18 protein-coding genes and 1 pseudogene are annotated in these 22623 nt (G+C 51.8%); 15 read left to right on the forward strand and 4 right to left on the reverse strand.

What is annotated here, in order from left to right; translation table 11 throughout:
* The first annotated feature begins 217 nt into the window (after window positions 1–217).
* From ACORNT_RS11360 to ACORNT_RS11400, 9 genes are all read left to right on the forward strand, one after another.
* Entirely contained in the window at window positions 218–1402 is a 1185-nt protein-coding gene (locus ACORNT_RS11360; RefSeq protein WP_321390680.1) for a hypothetical protein, read from the forward strand.
* 134 nt (window positions 1403–1536) lie between these two features.
* Entirely contained in the window at window positions 1537–3999 is a 2463-nt protein-coding gene (locus tag ACORNT_RS11365) for a TonB-dependent receptor (protein WP_321390683.1), read from the forward strand.
* A gap of 378 nt (window positions 4000–4377) precedes the next feature.
* A complete protein-coding gene (locus tag ACORNT_RS11370; RefSeq protein ID WP_321390687.1) occupies window positions 4378–5202 on the forward strand; it encodes a TauD/TfdA family dioxygenase in 825 nt (274 codons plus the stop codon).
* A gap of 48 nt (window positions 5203–5250) precedes the next feature.
* The gene (locus ACORNT_RS11375; protein ID WP_321390689.1) at window positions 5251–6288 is read left to right on the forward strand and encodes an LLM class flavin-dependent oxidoreductase; all 1038 of its coding nucleotides are present in this window, start codon (window positions 5251–5253) and stop codon (window positions 6286–6288) included.
* Window positions 6289–6372: 84 nt separating this feature from the next.
* A complete protein-coding gene (locus tag ACORNT_RS11380) occupies window positions 6373–7227 on the forward strand; it encodes an alpha/beta hydrolase (RefSeq protein ID WP_321390692.1) in 855 nt (284 codons plus the stop codon).
* Between the two features lie 30 nt (window positions 7228–7257).
* The gene (locus ACORNT_RS11385) at window positions 7258–7521 is read left to right on the forward strand and encodes a hypothetical protein (protein WP_321390598.1); all 264 of its coding nucleotides are present in this window, start codon (window positions 7258–7260) and stop codon (window positions 7519–7521) included.
* A gap of 46 nt (window positions 7522–7567) precedes the next feature.
* On the forward strand, window positions 7568–8398 hold the full coding sequence (locus ACORNT_RS11390; protein WP_321390601.1) for a hypothetical protein: 831 nt from the start codon (window positions 7568–7570) through the stop codon (window positions 8396–8398).
* A gap of 40 nt (window positions 8399–8438) precedes the next feature.
* A complete protein-coding gene (locus tag ACORNT_RS11395) occupies window positions 8439–8873 on the forward strand; it encodes a hypothetical protein (RefSeq protein ID WP_321390695.1) in 435 nt (144 codons plus the stop codon).
* A gap of 74 nt (window positions 8874–8947) precedes the next feature.
* Window positions 8948–9367: a VOC family protein gene (locus ACORNT_RS11400; RefSeq protein WP_321390698.1), complete on the forward strand. Its 420-nt coding sequence runs from the start codon at window positions 8948–8950 to the stop codon at window positions 9365–9367.
* Window positions 9368–9438: 71 nt separating this feature from the next.
* Here the strand turns inward: ACORNT_RS11400 and ACORNT_RS11405 are convergent, their stop codons facing one another.
* Genes ACORNT_RS11405 through ACORNT_RS11415 form a run of 3 tightly spaced genes read right to left on the reverse strand, consistent with a single transcriptional unit; the run spans window position 9439 to window position 12594 of the window.
* Window positions 9439–10992, reverse strand: a complete 1554-nt coding sequence (locus ACORNT_RS11405) for a DHA2 family efflux MFS transporter permease subunit (protein ID WP_321390702.1) — start codon at window positions 10990–10992, stop codon at window positions 9439–9441.
* Window positions 10989–12122, reverse strand: coding sequence for an HlyD family secretion protein (locus tag ACORNT_RS11410; protein WP_321390705.1), 1134 nt, complete (start codon window positions 12120–12122; stop codon window positions 10989–10991). Before ACORNT_RS11410 ends, ACORNT_RS11405 begins: the two co-directional genes overlap by 4 nt.
* Window positions 12115–12594 (reverse strand): MarR family winged helix-turn-helix transcriptional regulator, encoded by a 480-nt coding sequence (locus ACORNT_RS11415; protein ID WP_321390708.1) that lies wholly within the window; start codon window positions 12592–12594, stop codon window positions 12115–12117. Before ACORNT_RS11415 ends, ACORNT_RS11410 begins: the two co-directional genes overlap by 8 nt.
* Window positions 12595–12810: 216 nt before the next feature.
* On the opposite strand from ACORNT_RS11415, the gene ACORNT_RS11420 reads away from it, so the two are divergent.
* The 4 genes and pseudogenes from ACORNT_RS11420 to ACORNT_RS11435 all read left to right on the forward strand — a co-directional run bounded on the left by ACORNT_RS11420 (window position 12811) and on the right by ACORNT_RS11435 (window position 17794).
* Entirely contained in the window at window positions 12811–14124 is a 1314-nt protein-coding gene (locus ACORNT_RS11420; protein ID WP_321390711.1) for an MFS transporter, read from the forward strand.
* A gap of 207 nt (window positions 14125–14331) precedes the next feature.
* Window positions 14332–14580: pseudogene (locus tag ACORNT_RS11425) on the forward strand (YncE family protein); the annotation flags it as partial.
* Window positions 14581–14675: 95 nt separating this feature from the next.
* The gene (locus ACORNT_RS11430) at window positions 14676–16688 is read left to right on the forward strand and encodes a TonB-dependent receptor (RefSeq protein ID WP_321390714.1); all 2013 of its coding nucleotides are present in this window, start codon (window positions 14676–14678) and stop codon (window positions 16686–16688) included.
* Between the two features lie 122 nt (window positions 16689–16810).
* On the forward strand, window positions 16811–17794 hold the full coding sequence (locus ACORNT_RS11435; RefSeq protein ID WP_321390717.1) for a hypothetical protein: 984 nt from the start codon (window positions 16811–16813) through the stop codon (window positions 17792–17794).
* Between the two features lie 153 nt (window positions 17795–17947).
* On the opposite strand, the gene ACORNT_RS11440 is transcribed toward ACORNT_RS11435, so the two are convergent.
* The gene (locus ACORNT_RS11440; RefSeq protein ID WP_321390720.1) at window positions 17948–18703 is read right to left on the reverse strand and encodes an IclR family transcriptional regulator; all 756 of its coding nucleotides are present in this window, start codon (window positions 18701–18703) and stop codon (window positions 17948–17950) included.
* Window positions 18704–19216: 513 nt separating this feature from the next.
* Between ACORNT_RS11440 and ACORNT_RS11445 the strand changes: the two genes are divergently transcribed.
* Both ACORNT_RS11445 and ACORNT_RS11450 read left to right on the forward strand, forming a co-directional pair.
* On the forward strand, window positions 19217–21808 hold the full coding sequence (locus tag ACORNT_RS11445; protein ID WP_321390723.1) for a TonB-dependent receptor: 2592 nt from the start codon (window positions 19217–19219) through the stop codon (window positions 21806–21808).
* 134 nt (window positions 21809–21942) lie between these two features.
* Window positions 21943–22482, forward strand: a complete 540-nt coding sequence (locus tag ACORNT_RS11450; protein WP_321390726.1) for a 2,4'-dihydroxyacetophenone dioxygenase family protein — start codon at window positions 21943–21945, stop codon at window positions 22480–22482.
* Window positions 22483–22623 lie beyond the last annotated feature (141 nt).

The following is a 22623-nucleotide window of genomic DNA, read 5'->3' on the forward strand; positions in this document are numbered from 1 at the left end:
ATAAGCCAAGCCGATGTGTCCAATAAATAGTAACGATTTTACAATCTTCTTAATCAACCGCTATCTTGTCAAAGTACAACATTGCGATGTGTTTCTGGGTGCTTTTCAGGGCAGTCAAGTCCGATGTTTTGATATAGTGGAGTAGCTTGTCGTTACTTGTCTTGTGGCGAAAAGCGAATAAATAAAAATAACCAATAATGGTAGGAAAGAGATATTAATGTCATCATCTTCCCGAATTGATGCCCTTCTGGAACCTGTTACTGTCCGGGGTGTTAAATTTCCCAATCGAGTGATCATGTCGCCGATGACGCGTGGCGCGTCTCCAAATGGCGTGCCCAGTCCGGAAGTTGCTGCCTATTATCGACGCCGTGCCGAAGGTGGTGTAGGTGCTATCTTTACTGAATCCGTATTCATTGAAGATAAGGGCACCATGGGCAAGTTCGATCTCGAGGGCGGTGAGGACCTGAAAATCGGTTGGCCGGTTATGTTCGGTGATGCGCCGCTTGAAGGTTGGCGCCGTGTGGTTGACGAGGTTCACGCTGCGGGCGGCCTGATTTTTCCGCAATTAATGCACCTTGGAATTCAGAGAACGCCCGCCAAGGGGCAGGCGTGGTCAGATATTCATATTTCCAGCCCGAGCGGAATCTGGGGTACACCGGAGCAGATTGCCGGACTGGATGAGGAAAAGGCCAAAGCGCTTAACTGTCCTGAAAAGGCAATGACCGAGGATGAAATCCGGGCTGTCATTAATGCTTTTGCGGAGGCAGCGGCGAACGCCAAATCGGTCGGGTTTGACGGTATTGCCCTGCATGGCGGCCACGGTTATCTGATCGACAATTTCATGAGGGAAGAGACAAATCTCCGGACCGATGATTGGGGCGGGGACCACGTGGGGCGCATGCGTTTCGCGGTAGAGGTCGTTCGCGCTGTGCGCACGGCCATTGGTGACGACACACTTATTTCGTTCCGCTTCTCTCAGTGGACCCACCATGATGTGGATGCGATGCTGACCAAAACGCCTGAGGAACTCCAGGATATTCTGCAGCTTCTGGCTGATGCCGGTGTGGATATATTTGAGGCGAGCGCGCGGGACTTTCGTGATCCTGTTTATGAAGGGTCACCTCTCAATATTTCAGCCTGGACACGCAAGCTTGTCGACAGGCCGGTGGTGATGGTTGGCGGGACAGGCGTTCGCCGGGAACGGCATGAGTCAGCCCTGAAGCCGCCTCAGGTGGTCGACAATGTTGATGAGATTATGGAGCGCTTTGCTGCAGGCGAGTTTGATTTTCTGGCCATTGGCCGTGCTCTGCTGAATGATCCCAACTGGCTGCAGCGTGCACGTACGGGCGAGCCGTTTCTTGATTTCAATCCAGCTTGTCTGAAGATGGGATACGTAGAGTGAGAGTTGCTGCCTTTATGGGAAAAGGTCGGTGATGATTTTAGATTGGAACGCAAAGTGACGAGCTTTTGACTATCCGCATTTTGTGTTCAAGGTTTACTGCAATAAGGCAATTAAGGGAGTTTAGGGAGATAAACATGACTAAAAAACTTTCGAAAAGTCTACTTTTGGCAACGGTAGCAGCATGTTCGCTGGCAGAGGTAACGCCGGCAATGGCTCAAATGGTGCTGGAAGAAATCACTGTTACAGCACGTAAGCGTGAAGAATCCATTATGAAAGTGCCGGTAACCACATCGGTACTCAGCGGTGACACACTTGATCAATATGCCATTACAGATGTTGCTGGTGTGGCAGACAAGACGCCCGGTCTGAATTTCAGTAACGGGCCGACCGCATCCGGTGTGCTGGTGTCCATGCGTGGTATCGGTACAGGTACAAATAACCCGGCGATTGACCAGTCAATTGCGTTTGTGATCGACGGTATGCAGTTCACCCAGGGTCTCGCCTTTGAGATGGCGACACTGGATATGGCCCAAGTCGAGGTGATGAAAGGGCCGCAGGCGCTGTTCTTTGGTAAAGCTGCTCCGGCTGGTGTTATCGCTGTCAGAACAGCGGATCCGGGCGAGGAATTCGAAGTTAAACTGCGCGCCGGCTATGAATTTGAAGCGCAGGAACGGATGGGCGAGTTTGTTATTTCCGGGCCAGTTACCGATACACTCGGCCTGCGACTGGCGGCGCAATATTCAAAAATGGACGGTTATTTCACAAACGATGCCGAAGTCGGCAATTCAGCGTTTGGCAGCCTGGGCGCAGCACCTGTTACTTATCAGGAGTTTCCAAACAAGGAACAAGTAATGGTCAGGGGGACCATGGTCTGGAACCCGTCTGACAATTTCAAAGCCCGGCTGAAACTGAATTATTCTGACATGGAAATCCAGGGTTTCGGTTCCGAGCCCCAGCTTGTTTCCTGTCCGGACGGAACGGATAGTTTCTTTAGCTTCCTTGGGCTGTCATTCATAGGAGGTGAAACTTGTGACGTTGATGGAAACCAGACCCTGATTTACATGGATCCTGATTCTTTCCCAGGCATCTACAATGACGGTGTTCCTTTCGCCGATGTTCAGCAGTTCTTTGGCTCACTGGAAATGAGCTATGACTTTGGCAACGATCTGACGTTGAGCTCGGTCACCGGTTTTTACGATGTTGACCAGTCATCCATGTTTAACGGGTCTATTACAACGTCGCTTGGTTCCCCGTTTGCCATCCAGGGCAAAATGGACCGCAGGGACTTTACGCAGGAACTGCGCCTGACATCCGATTATGCCGGCGACGTAAACTTCATGGCGGGTGCGTTCTATCAGAAAGGTGAAACAAACTTCCTGTCCAGTCTGCCTGCCAACCAGGCCTGGCTCCCGCTGCTGGGCGTTCTTCGGCCGGGTGCCTCGTGGCCGCCAGCACTTGCCTGGGCGGATCATAGTATTGATTCCGAAACCGTGTCACTCTTTGGTCAGGTGTTGTGGAAAATTACCCCGGAACTTGAAATCGGCGCCGGTGTTCGCTGGACCGATGAACAGCGCAGTCACAACGTTGTGAACAGGCTTCTTGAGCGGTTTGACCTGGGACCAGCTCTGCCGGTTACTCTTGCCAGGCCGGAACTTAGTTCTTCCAACTGGTCTCCGGAAGTTTCCATTGCTTATACGCCTACCGATGAGTTGACTATCTATGCCAACTTCAAACGGGCCTACAAATCCGGTTCCTTCGATGTCGGTGGTGGTGCCAATAACGGTGATGACAAAGCATTTGATGATGAAACAGTGAGAGGCGGAGAGTTCGGTGTCAAGGCTCTCCTGGCAGATGGTGCTCTGATCGTTAATGCGGCTACTTATTACTACGAGTATGACGACATGCAGGTCGAGACCCGCGTGTTCGATCCCGAGAATGGCTCGGTGGCTGTGCGTACAGTTAACGCCGCATCCTCTGAGATCTATGGTATCGATCTTGATGCCACTTATGCTGTCCCTGGAGTTGACGGACTGACCCTTTACGGTGCCGTTAACTGGAACACCGCAAAGTATACGGACTTTGATAACGCTCAGTGTTATACTGGTCAAACCTTTGCTGCTGGCTGTAACATTGACCTGAATGATGACGGAATCGGAGATGCCCAGAGCCTCACTGGTGAACCGTTGCTGCGTGCTCCCAAATGGATGGCAAATGCAGGCTTTGATTATCAGACAGATGTGTCAAATGATCTGACACTGAGCCTGGCTTCCAACCTGAGCTACTCAGACTCCTATTCTGCCTCCAGCACCAACATTGCGGATGCCTACCAGGATAGCTATGTCAAGCTTAGCGCCAACATTGGCCTGGGTAGCAATGAAGACGGCTGGAGAGTTGAGCTCATCGGCGACAACCTGACTGACAAGTATGTCTACGGTAACTGTGCGCCTGCAGGTTATGCTGACAGCCTGCTGATGGGGCAGGATGCTGCATTTGCCGGAACCGGTGCCGCAGGCGGTCCGGGTGGAAGCCCTGAAACAGCTTGCTTTACCTCTCGGGGCCGAAGTGTATGGCTGCGTCTGACGGTAAACCTCAACTGATCCTGCAGAAAATAGATCCAGTTAGCTAGAGCTGATATCTGGACGGAAGGCGCCTGTTCCCAAGCGTCTTCCGTTTTTTTAATAAACGAAAAAAATCCTTATTCCTGATTTTCAGGAGTTTGGGTGCCGCCGCCGACATGGCCAAATTCAGGGGGAAACGGGCTGCTTTATTCACATAAGTCAAGCGGATACATCCGATAAAGAATAATGATTTTACAATGTTTCCCGGCATCCGATAAGGTGAAATGAATGTATGGATACGGGTGGGACACGGTCAGCGTTAGGGTGAAGAATAAAATACCAAAGCTGATATTCAAACCGTTGCACCGAGGCGAAAGCCACACGAAATCGAAGCTTTAAATTTGGGAGAATAAGGATATGACTGGCGCTTTTAAGGCCGAAGATATCAAGCCAAAAATCGGATCTCGAATCCTCAACAGCAAGGAAGAGCTGCTCAGCGGTGCGCATTCCACGGCAATCAGGGATTTGCTGGAACAGCGGGGTGTGCTCGTTTTTCCAAAGATTAACTTTAATGATGATGAGCAGATTGCCTTTACCAGGACCCTCGGCAAGGTTGCGAAAGAGCGTAGCGGTGAAGAAGTCTTTCCGATTTCTCTTGACCCCAAAGTTTCCTCAGGTGTGGATTATCTGAAAGGCGCTTTTTACTGGCACTTTGATGGCACCATCCAGCCGATGCCGATCCTGGCTTCCCTGTTGAGTTCCAAGGTTCTTCCGCCCTCAGGCGGTAATACCGAGTTTGCCAACTGCTATGCGGCTTACGAAGAGCTTCCCGAGGAAGAGAAAAAACGGATTGAAAATCTGAAGGTCGTTCATGCAACCTGGAATTCCCTTCTTTACTACGAGCCGGAGCCGAACCAGGAAAAGCTCAAGCAGTGGATCGAGCTTGGTGAGAAAGAGCTGCCGCTCGTCTGGACCCATAAATCCGGTCGCAAGTCCCTGGTTCTGGGCTGCACAGCGCATCACGTGGTCGGTGTAGACCATAAAGAGAGCGCTCTTTTGCTTAATGGTCTGCGGGAATGGGCGACCAGCGAACAGTTCCATTACAGCCATAAATGGTCAGTGGGCGATATGGTGATGTGGGACAATACCGGCACCCTGCACCGTGCCATGCCTTACCCGATGGACAGTGGTCGCGAACTGCACCGCACCAAGCTGGAAGGTGAAGAGCCCATCGCGGCTTAATGTCACCCACTTTATTTCTACGAATATTTTAAAAGCAGGAGCAAGAATATGGTTAAGTCATGGGCTTTCGAATTTTTCCCCAATCCCCATGCTCATGGAGGCGAAGAATCCGCTGAGATCGACCCCAAGCTGGAGCAGGATTACTGGAATTTTTACATGGACCTTTGGGTCAGCGCAGAAGCCTTGGGATTTGATGGTCTGCTTCTGAGTGAGCATCACTTTGGCGGCGGTTACAGCCCGTCCCCGAACATCCTGTTGCCGGCAATTGCCCAGCGGACCAAAAACATACGTCTCGGCGTGATGGGTAACGTTCTGCCTTATCACACGCCCTGGCGTCTGTTGGAAGAGTTCGCCATGCTGGATAACCTGACCGGCGGTCGTCTTGAAATCGGTACTTCTGCCGGTATTCCTGCAGAGCTGGCTATGGTTGGCATGTCTCCCGCTGAAGGCCGGGCCCGTTACGAAGAATCCATCGAGGTAATCGACAAGGGTCTGAAAAACGGTGTGATTAACCACAAAGGGAAATACTGGAAAATTGAAAACCTGCCGGTTGTTCCCCCGTTCGCACAAAAGCCTGAGCCGCCGAAATGGACCACCGTAATCAGTGTTGAATCTGCCCGCAAGGCCGCGGCACGTGGTTCCAAGATTGCCACCGGCTTTATCTCCACCGACAAGGTAAAAGAAGTCTTTGACAACTACAAGGAAGCGGCTGCTCAAGCAGGCCTTGAGGCCGGACCGGATCAGTTGGGTCTGCGGCGTCAGGTTATCATCGATGCGACGTCAGTGCCCAGCGAGAAAGCCGAAGGGTATAAAGAGGCCTTTGTTGACATGGTTGCCGCCTTCGACAAGCGCGTTATTGCCCCGGGCCGCAAGGCGCTGGACTCTGACGGTGCTCATGGCTACGCTTTTGGTGATGATGAGTTCATTAGCGGTTCGCCGAAAGAGGTGGCAGAGCAGATTAACGATCAGTGCGAGCGCAGTGGTGCGGGTCACTTCCAGGTGGTCTTTGCCGGTCATCAGTCACTTGAAGAACTGGCTATGTCCTGGAAACTCTATGGTGAGGAAGTTATTCCTCTGCTGAAATAGGCCACGGCCAGATTGCTAATGCCGGCGTCGACAGTTTTCTCTGATTGTCGGCGCTGGACTGCAACATAAGACGAAGGAAAGCGCATGTCTGTCGAAAAAGATGTTGTTTATCATTCCGTGAACGGCCGTGAACTGAAGGTCGATTTGTACCGGCCTGAAGGGGATGCAATACCTACTCGGACGGCTGTCGTGTTAATACATGGCGGCGGCTGGATTCTGGGTGAACGCGGGATGATGGCGCCGCTTGCTTCCCAGTTTGCAGCGCAGGGTTTCCTGGCGGCAGCTGTTGAATACCGGCTGGTGCGTGAAGCTGCCTGGCCGGCGCAGCTCGACGACGTGACAACAGCGGTGCGCTGGATTGCAGACAATGCGGGTGATCTTGGCATTGATGCTGATCGCATCGTTGTCGCCGGTGCTTCTGCCGGTGGTCATCTTGCTCTGATGGCGGCAGTTGAACTCAATAAGGAGTCCAAAGTAGCTGCAGTTCTTTCGCTCTTCTCCGCTAGTGAGCTCACGGTCTCTCAAGCTCATGAAAAGGGCAAATTCAATGCGGCCATGCTTCTTGGTCCTGATGCGAGCGATGACGCCGTAACTGCAGCGAGCCCCTATTATCAGGTTGGTGCAGGGTTCCCGCCGGTTTTCGTCCTGCACGGAGCCAAAGACTGGCTGATCGACCCGGTAGCAAGCCTGCGTCTTTATGAAAAGCTCAACGATCTCGGTGTCACCGCAGAACTGCATATTGTCGCAGACGCCATTCACGAATTTATTGAAGAGCCGGGCATGACCGGCCCGATGGTCGCCGAAATTGCGCTGTTCCTGAACCGGGTCCTCATCGAGCCGGAGAAATGGGCTGCGGAAACAGAGGAGCACAACATCTTTGCCAAGGGCCCCGAAGCATTGCAGGCGATGATGGCTCAGTTGCTTGAACAGACATCATAAGGCAAGCCGGACCGATTGAAGGAGGATATCATGAGCGCGAATGCTTTGGAGAAAGCTCTTTGGCAGATGTATCTTGTACCCGGGGATGTGGAACGTTTCCGGTCGGATGCGGAAGGCTATGCCAGTGAATTCCGTCTTGACGACAAGGAGCGCAGGGCGCTGACGTCCGTTGATGTGATGGCGCTGATGGACCAGGGGGCCAATGCGCTTCTGGTGCTGATGGCCTTCCAGACCATCTACGGTCCGGAACGGCTGCATGATTATTTTGACATCGTAAATGCGCCGGCGGCGTAGCAGGAAATTATAGCCGCACCCGGCAGGCAAAAGAGAGAGTGAGATTATGGCAGAGTTGATAGGTGGTTTCCTGATGCCGCATGTGCCGTCGATCCCGACCGGCGGATATGGTGAAGAGCCCTGGCAGAAAGAGGCATCCGACAAGGCCTTTGCCTTTATCTCGCAACGGGTCGAGGAGCTCGGGGCGGATACGGTGATCATCATTGGCGATGACCATTATGAGAATTTCGGCCCGCACTGCATTCCGAGCTGCCTGATTGCGACCGGTGATGTGGGGGTTTCGGCCCATGCGCAGACGCTGGGCCTGGCCGGGGATGCGATCCCGAACAACGAGCCACTGGCCCAGCATATCCTGGAGACAGGTTATAAAGAAGGCATTGACTGGTCCTTTGCCAAGGCGCTGGATGTTGACCATTCTGTGGCCATTCCCTATCACATGTCATTGAAACGGCTTGGGGTGAAGGCGATCCCGATTTATCTGAACTGTGTTGTAGAGCCGCTGATCCGAAGCCGCCGGGCTTATGAGATCGGCCGGAGCATCCGCCATGCGGTTGAGAGCTGGTCCGGGACTGAGCGGGTTGCGGTGTTCGGCACCGGCGGCATCAGCCATTGGGTCGGCGGCCCGGGCATGGGCGTTGTCAACGAGGCGTTTGACCGCAAGATCCTGGAGATGGTGGAGCAGGGCGATATTGACGGCCTGATTGCGCTGCCTGACGAGATGGTTCTGGAGAAGGCCGGCAACGGGGCGCTGGAGATCAAGAACTGGATCTGTGCCCTGGGCATCATGGAAGGCGCCAAAGCGGAAACCATCGCCTATGAGCCGATCCCGACCTGGGTCACCGGCTGCGGCTTCGCCGAGCTCAAGCCGGCAGCCTGAGAAGAGGAAAAGAAAAACAACAAGGGGAAAGGGAGACAAGATGCAAGCCAGTAAGACAATGAGTTTGAGCGTACATGTGTTGCGCACTATTTTCGGGGCGTGGAACCTGTTCTTCGGTCTGGTGTTTTTCTTTGAATTTATTCCGCAGCCCATGGGGCATGGCGAGATGACGCCATATCTGAACCAGACCCTGATCGACACCCACCTGTTTCATGTGGTCAAGGTGATTGAAATCATCGTGGGTATCCTGCTGCTGACCAACAGGGCTGTACCTCTGGCGCTTTGCGTCTATTTCCCTGTTACCGTCGTGATTTATATCGTGAACATGTATCTGGAAGAGTTTGCTGCCGGTCCCTTTATAGCAGCAATCTATCTGGCTGTTCATCTGTTCCTGTTCTGGGCCTATCGCAGTTATTACCTGCCCATGCTGGTCTGGCGGGCACAGATCAATCCCCTCAAATCCGGGGATCGTTGAACCAACTGTTCAAAATGGTCTTATTCTGGCTATACTGTCTCATCACCTGACTGCGACAATGGAGTAGGGCTGCCTTGAAGCCACCTGAAGTCTCTGGACTGGATCATATCGTCCTGATCACCGACAATATGCCGGGAATGATCGAATTTTACGGCACTGTTCTGGGCTGCCCGGTAGAACGGGAGTTGAAGGAATTCGGGCTTGTCCAGATAAGGGCGGGAAAGGCCCTGGTTGACCTGCAGGAAAGTAAATATGCCGCCAACGGACCGGGAACCGATTTCAGGCGGAATATGGAACATTTTTGCCTGACGCTGAAAGTATGGGATGAAGATGCGCTGATAGCGCACCTGCGGGCCTGTAACATTTCCTGTGACGCACCGGCCCGTCGTTATGGGGCAGAAGGTTATGGTCCTTCCATTTATATCAACGATCCGGATGGCAATAGAATTGAGCTCAAGGGGCCGGCAGAAGAGGGGGCGTCCGGCGCCGGTTAGTTTTGACCGGCTTTTTGTTCGGCCCTGTTCTCTGGTATAGGGGTGCCCGAGTGCCTGTCGATTGAATTTGATCAGTCGACAATCATCTCAGCGGCTTCCGCGGTGTCAACTGTTCTCAGGTGGTCGGCTTTTTTCAGGAACAAAACGAGAGGGGACGCCAATATTGTCACGATCATCAGAAGATAGAAGTCGTTAAGATAGGCAATGGTCGCCGCTTGGCGTGTCACTTCTGCATTCAGCGCGATGATGCCGCTTTCAAAATGCCATTCCCAGTTCAACGGCAGGGAAGGCTGGAAAAATGCCGCCCGAAACGGGGTAATATTCTCCGCAAGAATGGCATGGTTTGCCTGAGTGCCCCTGGCCAGCATGGTGACCAGGATAGAAATGCCGATACTGCTGCCGATATTTCGGATCAGATTTGCAATTGATGTGCCTTCGGTCCGTAATTTTGGATCCAGTGTGGCGAAAGCCGCCATATTCAGGGGAACAATGATAAACCCCATTCCAATACCTTGTATAATGCCGGTCCAGATGATGGCGTTACTGGAGACTTCCGTTGTAAAGCGGCTCATTTCCCACAATGAAAGGATAATCAGGAACTGGCCAATCAGAAGTAACAGCCGGAGATCCAGTTTTGATACAAGCCGTCCCGTCAGGATTAAACCTATCATGGTTCCCACTCCCCGGGGCGCCAGCAGATATCCCACCATCAGGACGGGGTAGCCCATCAGGTTTTGCAGAAACGGCGGCATCAGGGCCATGGTCGCAAGTAAAAGAATTCCGACATAAAACAGGATAAACAGGCCGACGACAAAGTTCCTGTCCTTGAAGAGACGGGGGTCCAGGAAGGGATGGTCAACCGTATACATCTGGACAAGGAACATATAGAAAAAAACAAGGGCCAGAGTTGCTTCAACGATTATCTCAGCCGATGAAAACCAGTTCTGGGACTCTCCCCGGTCCAGCATAAGCTGCAGGGCGCCAATGGAAAGACTGAGCAGGGCAAATCCAAGGAAATCAAACTTTCTTGGTTTTTCCTTCTCGCTTTCCTGCATAAAAGTAATCATTCCCGCCAGTGCGAGAAGGCCGATGGGCAGGTTTATAAAAAATACCCATCGCCAGTTGTAATATTCCGTGAGATAGCCGCCAAGGGTCGGGCCGAGAATTGGGCCCAGCATAATACCAATGCCCCATATTGTCATCGCGCTGCCGTGTTTTTCCTTTGGATACATATTCAGCATCATGGTCTGACTGAGAGGGATCAGGGCGGCGCCAAAGGCTCCCTGTAACAGTCTGAAGAATATGATCTGTGACAGGGATGTGGCCAGTCCGCACAGCATGGAGGCAATTGTAAAGCCGCAGACGGAAATGATGAATAAACGCTTGTAGCCGATACGGGAGGCGATAGCTGCCGTCGGTGGAATCATAATGGCTGAGGTGACGAGATAGGAAGTCAGGACCCAGGACATCTGGTCCTGTGTTGCCGACATACTGCCCTGCATATGGGGCAGGGCTACATTGGCGATAGTCGTATCCAGCGCCTGGATGATGGTGGCCAGCATGATGGAGACCACGACCAGGCCACGCTGGACGGGAGTGTAACTATCTGACTGGACATCATTCATGAGCCGCTTTTTGCCTCTGCGGTCTGAAAGGTGGTTTCCTCTGATCCCTGAAACATGGCGGAGATAATTTGTCCGAGACTGCGCTTGCGACCTGTGTCGATCTCCACCGTTGTACTCATGCCGGACCGCAGGACGGCTTCCCTGTCGCCAGTTTCCAGGGCAATGCGGACGGGGATGCGTTGTACCACCTTGACCCAGTTGCCGGTGGCATTCTGGGCCGGAATAATGGAGAATTCGGCACCGGTTGCCTGGGCCAGGCTTTCTACTTTGCCGCGCCAGACCAGGTTTGGATAGGTATCCACATGGATTTTTACATCCTGGCCGGGCCGCACATTGGTCAGGTCGGTTTCCTTGAAATTGGCCACAACCCAGAAGTCCCGGTTGTTGACCAGGGTCATGACCGGGCTGCTAAGGGCGCCGCTTCCGATTACCTGCTGGCCCACTTGCGGCGCGCTGCTGGCAATGCCGTCAAAGGGTGCACGGACAACAGTCCGGTCCAGGTCCAGCTGGGCCCGGTCAAGAGTTGCCTTGGCAGCAAGAAAGCGGGGGTGTTGTTCCGGCGCGATGTCCGGGTCTCCGGCAAGGTCTGCCAGTACCTCGGCTCTTTCGCTCTCAATGACCTTTATTTTAACCACGGCCGCATCATAGGCGTGCTTTGCGGTGTCATAGCTATTTTGGGAAATATTGCGGGATGCAACAAGCTCTCTTTGTCTGTCCAGGACTGTTTTGGCATAGGCAAGATCTGTCCCGGCCAGTTCCAACTCATCCTGCTTTTGCCGGTAAATTGCTTTCAGTCCGGCGATGTCGTCACGCACCCGTTTGAGCCCGGCTTCCTGTTCCTCGGCGGCAATGCGATAGGGACGGTCATCGATGCGAAACAATATGTCGCCTCTTTTGACCTGCTGGTTTTCACGTATCGGGACGGCGGTGACAGGGCCCGAGACTTCTGCGGTGATCATCAGCTTGTCGGATTTTACGTAGGCGTTTTCGGTTTCCACATAACGCCCGCCGGACAGATAAATTGCGCCACCGATGAAAATGGTGAACACAGGGCCAAGGACAAGCAGGATAAAGCGGAGCTTTGCCTTGCGTTGTTTTTTCTGATCTTTTGGGGACCCGTTTTTAGTCATCTTTATTGATTTTCCTGTCAGTTGCCTGTTCCGGGGAAAGGCATTCAGCATCCAGTAGATTTTGTTTAATGTGGCTAAGTTTCTGTAGCAGCGCGGTTTTTTCTTTTTCCGAAAAACCTGCCAGCGCCACTTCTTTGGTTTCTGCCAACAGGGGCTGCACTTCTTTGAGAAGAGGTTGAGCCTTTTCCGTCAGATAAATCCTGAAGGCCCGCCGGTCATCGGGGTCCCGGCGCCGGTCAACAAGGCCGGCGTTCTGCAGGCTGTCGATCAGGCGGGCGAGGGTGATGGGTTGAATCTCCATGCTTTCCGCCAGAGTGACCTGTTTCACACCTTCCTGCCGGAAGATTCTAAACAAGGTCATCCATTGGCCCTGCGAAAGTCCCAGTTTCTGGGCGCGACGTGTGAAGTTCCGCCGCAACAGGCGGGAGACGTCGGTCATCAGAAAGCCAATACTTGTGTCAGGATCGGTCATAGGGTTTCTTTACTCCTCTGGCATTAATATATGCTTTAAGTATTATAAGTAAAGTATATTATATTGAGTGGTTATATTATTTGGCTTTATTGCGGACATTTATTGTCAAGAACAGGCGGGTTCGTCCTGGCGGCCTGAATTTGGTTTATTTAAAAACTGTCCCAAAATACTGAACTTGATGTATTGTCGGTGCCGCAACAGAGAGTAAAAGCGAGAATGAGTAATCCAAATATTATCAGAGAGCGCATAGACAACGGTCCTGTAACACCGACTATGCTGCTTGTTGTGGCCATCGGATTCCTGCTCAGCCTGGTAGATGGTTTTGATGTTATTGCAATGTCGGTTTCCGCGCCTTACCTGAGTGTTGAATGGGGCGTTTCCAGGGCTGAACTGGGACCGATTTTTTCTGCCGCGTTGATTGGTATGGCGGTAGGCGCCGCTCTTCTGGCTCCCTTTGCGGATAAATATGGCAGACGGCTGATTTTGCTTTTGGCCACCATCAGCATCGGTATATCCATGATTGTGACGGGGCTGCTGCCCAAGTCCATCATTCTGCTGGTGATTGTACGCTTTATTGCAGGTCTGGGCGTGGGGGTTATTTTTGCCAATGCCGCGACCATTGCCTCGGAATTTGCCCCGGCACGTTATAAGCACATCGCGGTCACCACGGCCATTATGGGCTATGCTTCCGGTGCAACGGTCGTGGGGCCGGTGGCCAATATGATTATCCCGGCTCAGGGATGGGAAATGCTGTTTATTTACGGCGGTATTGCCACTCTCATTATGGGCGCGTTTATTCATTTCAGCATGCCTGAATCTGTTGATTATCTTGCCTCCAGGAAAGAAAACAGGGAGGCCAATCTCGTTAAGATCAATGAAATTCTGAAACGCCTTAAACGTGAACCCATTGACGAGATTCCCGAGCACGCCGAAGCGGCACATCTTAAAGCCGCCAGTGTAAAAAGCATCCTCAATGACGACTTCAGGGGGCAGACCCTGGCGCTCTGGACCACCTATTTTATGGGTTTTATGACTCTTTATTTCCTGTTGTCCTGGATACCGACCTTGTTTGTGGACAGTGGCTACGAACGCTCCGCCGGTATTGACGCGCTCAGCTATTTTAACCTTGGCGCAGTTGTCGGGATTATCGCTATCGGGCTGATCGCCACCAAGATAAAACTTGCCAAACCCATCGCTTTGTTCTTTTTGGGCTCCGCCATTTTCCTCATCTATGTCTATTTCGACCAGCCGAAGGCTCTGTTGGCTCTCAACACCCTGATCTTTATCATCGGGTTCCTGTTGCAGGGGGCTTTTACCGCGCTATACGCTCTTGCGGCTCACATCTATCCGACAAAGGTCAGGGCGACGGGGGTAGGGTGGGCAGCCGGCCTCGGCCGGGTTGGCGCTATTGTTGCCCCGATTATCGCAGGGCTGCTGACCGCCAGTGGCTGGGATATGCATGGACTTTTTCTCCTGTTTTCAGTTCCCCTGCTGATCGCAGCTGCCATGGTGGCCCGTTTTAAGGTTTAAGTGCTTCTCCGGACGGGCATGAGGTGATTTTCGCACATTTTTCCAGAAATGACCGGATATCCTTCACCGTCTTTTCCGCGCTGCCTTCTTTAGGATTTTTGAGTATATGTTTTCGTGTCATTTTCGTTCCTTCGTCACTTCGATAGACCCGAAAACATCACCTTAGGCAAGAACCTTGATTTGTCCAACTAGATCTGACGGGGAACAGGCAAACGTGTTTTTATTTCCAACGGACGGGATGCTACGGTTTCCGCAATTGATACGGAAACCAACGAAATTATAGCAACTATTCCGGTTGGCAAGCGTCCCTGGAATATGGCAATTTCCCCTTCCGGGAGAAAGCTTTATGTAGCCAATGGCCGCTCAAACAGTGTATCTGTCATTGATACCAATACTTTTAAAAATATTCAGAATATAGAGGTAGGAATTCGCCCATGGGGTGTCGTCATAAAATGATCAAGAAATATTATTTTAAATCAAAAGAAGTTCAAAACCAGTCACTTGTTTTGCAAGTCACACTTTTTCTTTTAGGGGGCATTCTTGCAGGGCCATTGGCTTCTGCGGAAGAAGCCGAAATTGAAGAAGTGGTTTCGACCCAGAGCAGGAGCGAGAAACCCTTATTCGAACAAAGCGGAAATCTCGCCCTGGTGAAGGGGGAGGAGGTCGAATTTATCGGATCTACTCACATCAACGAGCTGGCTGTCCGGGTGCCGGGGGTGAATATCTCCCGAAATGATGGCCAGGAATATCTGGCCTCCATCCGCTCCCCTGTGCTGAGCGGGGCAGGAGCCTGCGGGGCCTTTTTGATGGCTCAGGACGGTATTGCCCTGCGTTCCGCAGGCTTTTGTAACGTGAACGAGTTGTTTGAAGCCTTTACGGAGCAGGCAGAACGGATAGAAATTACCAGGGGACCTGGATCCGCCCTGTATGGCTCCAATGCCCTGCACGGAATCATCAACGTTATAACGCCGGCTGCGAATACGGATGAAGGGCGGGTGAGCCTGGAAGGGGGCAGTAACGAGTTCGGTCGCCTGAATGCCTCAAAGGGTATTACAGGTGAAAAACACGGTTTCAGGGCTATGGTGTCTGTGACCCATGATGGCGGATATCGCGATGATTCCGGATATGATCAGCAGAAAGTCAATCTCCGCCATTATTATACTGGGGAGGAATGGACAATTTCTTCCAGCCTTTCACTGACTAACCTTGACCAGGAAACAGCCGGATATATTACCGGGCTTGACGTCTACAAAGACCGGGACATTTCCAGAACCAATCCCAACCCGGAAGCTTTCCGCAAGGCGAAGTCTTTGCGTTATTGGTCACGCTTTTCCACCGCGATCAGTGATGACGTGCGCTGGCAGTTTACGCCTTATGTTCGGGCTCTGGATATGGAATTCCTGATGCACTTCCTGCCGGGGGCGCCTCTGGAGGAAAACAGCCAGACCAGCATTGGCCTTCAGAACGGATTTTATATCAATGAAGACAGCGATCTGGAGATCATCGCTGGTGCAGATTTTGAATATACCCGTGGTTCACTGAAGCAGACGCAGGAAAATCCGACAGAAGGGTCCGCTTTCCTGCAGGCGACCATTCCGGCCGGCAAGCAATATGATTATGATGTGGACAGCATCATGGCTGCGGCTTTCCTGCAGGGAGACTGGGCCATAAGCGAGAAGCTGCATCTCCTGGCGGGGGCCCGTCTGGAATATATGCGTTATGATTATACCAACAACATGGTATCCGGGCGTGTGGATGAAGACGGGAACGAATGCGGGTTTGGAGGGTGCCGCTATACCCGGCCGGAAAGCCGGGTAGATGATTATACGGCATTTTCTCCCAAGATCGGGCTTTTGTACCAGTTTGACGAAAACCATAACGTTTATCTGAACCTGAGCCACGGCTTCCGGGCCCCCCAGGCAACGGAACTGTATCGCCTGCAGAGGGCGCAGACAGTCGCGGATCTGGGCAAGGTCAGCCTCAAAAGCATCGAGCTTGGCGTCCGGGGAAAAAGAAATCGTCTGAGCTATACAGTTTCTTTATATGCCATGGAAAAGGACAATTATATTTTCCGGGATTCGTCCTTCTTTAACGTCGACAGCGGCAAATCGGACCACATCGGTGCCGATGTCATGGTCAAGCTTGACCTGACGGACCGTTTGAGTGTGCGGGGCAATGTGAGTTTCGCTCGTCACCGCTATACATTTGATTTATTTAGCGAAGAGATCAACCTGAACGGCAAGGATATTGATGCAGCTCCCCGTAATTTTGGCAGCATGCAACTTAACTGGCGGCCCACGGAAAAGGTTACGACGGAACTGGAATGGGTACATATGGGATCCTACTACCTGGATCCGGAAAACCTGCATAAATACGAAGGCCATGATTACCTGAACCTCAGGGCAGATGTTCAGGTCAAAGAGACCTATGCCTTGTTTGTTCGGGTGATGAACCTGACCGACGTGAAATATGCCGAACGCGCTGACTATACAACCTTTACCGATGAGAGGTATTTCCCCGGGAAACCCCGATCCTACTATGTCGGTATGAAGGTGAAATTCTGAGGCGGTGTTAACAAGGTCTCCCGCCATATCCTGTTTTTACCTCTGTCTATTCCTTCCCGCATTTGGGGAGGTAAAGGCAGAGGAAACGGATGGTTCCTCCTCTTTCGAGATAGAGGTGGAAAGTGAACTTTTTTGCCTCGGAAGGACCCAAGCCTTCTCTTATAACCGGTGAATTGGAACTGGATGCGGTTCTTCCTCTGGCCCCCGGCTTGACGCTGCAGGTGGGTGTGGGCTTTGAAGAGGTGAACGAGGAGGAAGGCGAATTTTTCGAAGAAAACGAGTATTTCCAGCAGATGGGGCTGTTTATGGAAGAGGTTTTCCTGGCCTATAAAACGGGAAACGCACGTTTTTTTGCCGGCAAGTTCAATCCGATCTTCGGCGTAGGGCGGGAACTTGCCCCGGGTCCCTTTGGTCACCAGCTGCCCGAGGACTATTATGAACAGCTCGAACGTGTCGGGATTGGCGCGGGCTACAGTTTTGGCTCGGATGACGCTGGGGAACATACCCTGACCCTGCAGAGCTATTTTACCGACACAAGCTTCCTGTCAGGTTCCCTTGTTGCCTCCCGGGAACGTCTCAGTAGAAGTGATGGAGGTCTGGCCAACACCGGGGATTTTTCTTCCTATGCGGTTTCACTGGAGGGAAGCCTGCCTGTCCCGGGCCTTGAGCTTGAATATTCGACAAGCTATATGAAAAATGCTGTGGACGAGGGAGGCGATGATGATGAAACAGGAATTGCCCTTGCCCTTTTCGGCAGTGTGGACCTTGCCGGCGCCATGCAGTTTAGTCCCTTTATAGAGTATGTGAGTCTTTCAATTGCCGAAGGGGAGGCGCAGGACCGGGATATTATTACGCTGGGAGGCACAGTTTTTTACGAGAACTGGAAAACGGCTGCTTCCTATTCCAGGGTGTCCAGCACCCCTGTCGACCAGGATATTGAGGATATAGATACTCACCAGTTACAGCTGTCCTTGGGGTATGTTTTTGAAAATGACCTGCAAATCGATATTGGCTACATATACAGCAAACTGAAAATCAATGAGGAAACGGCTCATGACCATATTCTGGGCATTATGTTCCGTCATGAATTTGAGGTCGGATTCTGAGCCCGGGGCCCATGACCAGATCAGGCTGATATCACAAATCCTGTCGGCATATACCGGCGCGTTTGTATAATTGTATATTACATAAAATATTTTATTTTCAATTTATTATATAGATTTCTTAAAGTTAATAATGAGACTAGGCTGCAGTTTTTTCTAGCTAATATTGAGCAGTTCCGCTGTTCTGTTGAGCAGGCTTGCCACCTTTTCCTCAATTCTGTCGTCATAGCGCACCAGGGGAATGGCAACACTGATTGCTCCGCCGACCTCTCCATCGATACGAATGGCGCGTCCCATGCCGCATATGCCAAGCGTATGCTCCTCACGGGTATAGGCAATTCCGGTGCGGCGAATATCCTCAATCTCGGCGCGTAGTTTTTGTTCCGAGACGACAGTGTTTCTCGTCATGGCATCACGATGGGCCTCCCTGAAATATGTATCTATCTCTTCGTCCGGGAAACTGGCCAGTAATGCCTTTCCCGACGATATACTGTGCAGCGGAAGAATCTGGCCGACAGGCACGGCGTACCGCAGGGCATGATCGCTTACCTCTGTGATCAATGATTCAATCTGCCATCCGCGCCGTACAAAAAAAGATGTCGTTTCGTTAAGTTCAATCCGCAGGCTGCGGACGAGGGGAGTGACACGGTCCACCACGGTAAAGTTGGGCATCGGCGCCTGCAGCCGTTCAAGTCCCGGTCCGGGACTGTAACGCCGTCCGTCGCGCACCAGGTATCCGCGTTCCACCAGGGTGTTGAGCAGATAGGACAGGCTGCTGACCGGGATAGCCAGGGCATCTGAGATTTCCTGTGCTACCGACGGGCTTTTCCGGGAGACAACGAATTCGATGATGTCAAGTGTCCGTGTTGCCGACTTAACATTTGCCCTGTTCTTTGGTGTGTTACTCTGCATTATTTTTACAGTTCGCTTTATCTGATACTGAGGTCTGGTTAATGTCCAGATTGCGGCAAAATACTATCATGAAGGACTTTAATTGCAATCTGCTATATAATATAGTCTCTGGGTACGGCATTAATCCAACTCTGGCCGCCTGTCGAAAATGCCAGGATTGTGAAACTCCATAATTTTTCTGTGCATAGGGGCTAGAGCAGAGTGAGTAAAGAAGCATCGGCCCGAAGCCTGAATACCGGTAACTACAACAGAAACGAATTCCCGTATTGCTATTTTCGCATGAATGAAATATTCATATAAGAGAAATTTTTTGAAATACATAAGAAATTTCTTTATGATCAAAAAGGTCCGGGCAATTCCGGCCGAACGGGAGGACCTGCCAACGCGGGCAAGACAATAGGGATATCATCGCAAGCAGTGCGGCCTTTGAGGCTTTGGGGTTTGTTGAAAAGATATACGCTGTGTGTTGGTAAAATTGCTAGTACTCAACTTCATTAGGGAGGACAAACACCAATGAAATCATTTACGTCCGCATTATTACGATGGACGAGCTTGGCCGGCATTGCGCTGGCAGCTTCGCCATCCTTAGCACAGGAGGCCCAGGAAGAGGGCACGATGATGCTGGAGGAGATTGTGGTTACGGCTCAGTTCCGTGAACAGAATCTGCAGGATACACCGCTTGCGATTACGGCTGTTAACAGCGCTATTATGGAGGCACGCAGCCAGACCAGCATCCATGAAGTCGCCGCTCAGGCGCCTAACGTAACTCTTACCCCGCAGGGCCAGCAGAACGGCTCAGGCATGATCGCCTTCATTCGCGGGGTCGGGCAAACCGACTTTAACTATGCCCTTGAACCGGGTGTGGCGATTTATGTGGACGATGTCTACATGCCGTCCCTGACCGGTTCTCTGATGGACCTGATGGACCTTGACCGTGTCGAGATCCTGCGCGGTCCTCAAGGTACACTGTCCGGTCGTAATGCCATCGGTGGTGCGATCAAGATGTTCTCCGCCAAACCCCAGGGTGACGACAGCGGCTATATGCAGATGACTTACGGGTCGTATGACCGTATCGAAATGCGCGGCATGTTCGATTTTGCCATTACCGACAACCTGTTTGCCCGTGTTTCCGGTGTATCCAAAGGCCAGGACGGCCATGTGAAGCGCGTTGACTACGGTCTATCGCACCCGGGTTCCGGTGTTCCTGTTGTCTCGAACGGTGCAAACCCTGTGGTTGGTACTCTGGGCGGCAAGTCCTATACTGGTGGTCGTATCGCCCTGCGCTGGACTCCGTCTGAGACTTTGGAAATCAACATTGCCGGTGACTATACACGTGAACGGTCAGAAGCCATTGAATCTGTCTTGATTTACGGCAACCACCCCGGCACCAATGCAGATGGTCAGCCCTGGCTGCCCAGCACAATTGATGGCGGTGTCATTCCGCTGGATTGTAGCTTTGTGCCTGCAGGCGTAAATTCCTGCGACACACAGACCGCATATGACGGCCGTTATATCAGCTATGGTACCTTCCTCGACCAGACCCCGGCGACAAGCCAGGCACCTTATAAACCTGTTGCCTTCGATCCGCACACGAATATGGATAACTATGGGGTTGTCGCCAATATCGTCTATGATATTTCAGATAATCTGCAGCTCACCTCCATCACTGCATGGCGTGAATTTGTCTCCGACTGGTCCCAGGACGTGGACAACAGCCCGCTGGCCAACCAGCAACTGAAACAGCGTATGGACAACAGCCAGTGGAGCCAGGAACTGCGTTTGAATGCGGCTCTCATGGACGATGCCCTGGAATTGACCGTGGGCGGTTTCTACTTTGATCGTGATGGTTCCCTGAATGCCCGCGTTGACCTGAACTATGCAGGCATCGACTTCATTCACGGTCCTGATCCGACCCCGGCGTCCAACAAGGCTGTGTTCGGTAACTTCATCTATCATGTGACTGATGATTTCAATGTCACCGGTGGTCTGCGTTATTCAGAAGACAAAAAGGAATATGTCTTCCATCGCCGTAATCCTGACCTGACCGTTCCCTCTGAAGTATGTGCATTCTTTCCACAGTTAGCCGCTTTCCAGGCTGGAGAGGGTCCGCCTCCGACACTTCATGGCCCGACCGGTGTGGGTAACGCGCCGAACTGTCTGCTGCTTGGCCTGGAAGGAGAAACACCGCCTCCCTTCAAGAAAAAGCGTACAGACTGGCGCATCGCTGTTGATTATCGCCTGAACGAAGACTTTATGGTCTATGCCCAGGTGGCGACCGGCTATCGTGCGGGTGGATTTAACCCCCGTCCGTTCTTCGGAAGTTCCCAAGGCGAATGTGTAGAAGGCGTTATCGCACCCTGTAACCAGATCAAGCAGTTTGAACCGGAAACCATGGTCGTTTATGAAGCCGGGTTCAAGGCAGACCTGTTTGATCGTACGGTTCGCCTGAACGGTGCAGTCTTCTACAATGACTATAAGGATATTATCCTGACCCTGGCGGCTTGTCCGGTTACACCTTGTCTGCAGCCGAACAATGTTGGTGCGGCAGAAGTAAAGGGTGTGGAACTGGAAGCTATCATCCGTCCGACGGAAGCCCTGAGCATCGATGGGTCTTTCAGCTATCTGGATTTCCAGTACACCGAGCTGAATGCTTCCGAATCGGCTCTTGGTGGTCTGACCCTGGACATGATTACGCCGTATACACCGGAGATTCAGTTCAGCTTCGGTATCCAGTATGATATCGAGGATGTTCTTGGTGGATCATTGTCAGCCCGGTTTGATGGAACTTATCAGTCCAAAATCTATACTGAAGCCATCAATATCGATAACCGTGCTGTAGCGTCCCGTTCACCTGATCTCAGTGAGATAGACACACTTTATGCTACCAACAAGATCGACGGTTATTTCCTCGGAAATGCCCGCCTGACCTGGAGGGACGCTGAAGAGGACTGGCAGGTATCTCTCGAAGTAAGAAACCTCTTCGACGAGTATTACTTCACCTCTCTGTATGAGCAGACTGGTGGCCCGACTTCTGGTGCGAACACCATTTCCGGTGCACCTGGAATGCCCCGTACCTGGGCGCTGACCGTGAAACGGAACTTCTGATAAAACTATCTGGCGAGGGAAAGTCATCCTTTCCCTCGCTTTTGCTGCCATCAATAAAACAACAATCCATCATTTGTAAATTTTGAAAGATTGGTTACTCAATCTTTCGGCAGGTAATCTGAAAGGAAATTTTGATGTCAGAACAGAAAATGACTGCACCGCCGTCTACGGCAAAGAAAATCGTCGAGGTTCCCGAGCTTTTCCGTGACCTCATTGATGCACGAGGGAGCAAAGGCAGGTTTGTCGGTGCCGAAGAGAAAGACAGCCCGTGGGTGCCTTTCGGTGAAAATGCGGCGATCAAACATTTGGCATTTGACGTTCGTCAGAATATTTATTCCAATATCCTGTGGATGAAGGGGCCCGGCGTGGTCGGAACCCACAAGCATCGCGGTTATGTCGTTATGATGTGTCTTGAAGGCAGTGTGCGGTATCTGGAATATCCGTGGGTCGCAACGCCAGGATCCTTCATTTACGAAGTTCCCGGTGAGGCCCATACTCTGGTCACCGAACATGAGGACGGCGTAAAGCTGTTTGGCTGGATGCAGGGCGCCAATGAATTTTACGATGAGAATGGCAAATTTGTGATGACCGCCGACGTCTGGTGGTACATGGATCATTACGAAAGCTATTGCAAGGCGAACAATATTCCAATCAATGAAGAGCTCTATATTTAATATGTAGCTTTGAACGGGAAACAATATAGTCGAGTTCAGAAGGCTTCGGGGCGTTACTCCCGGAGCCTTTTCCTTTTTTGTCAATTTCTGTCCTGTGATCCTGTTGGGAAAGGGCCTGATTTTTTGAGATCATTTGCTTGC

The sequence above is a fragment of the Emcibacter sp. genome (genome assembly GCF_963675455.1).
Lineage (GTDB): Bacteria > Pseudomonadota > Alphaproteobacteria > Sphingomonadales > Emcibacteraceae > Emcibacter.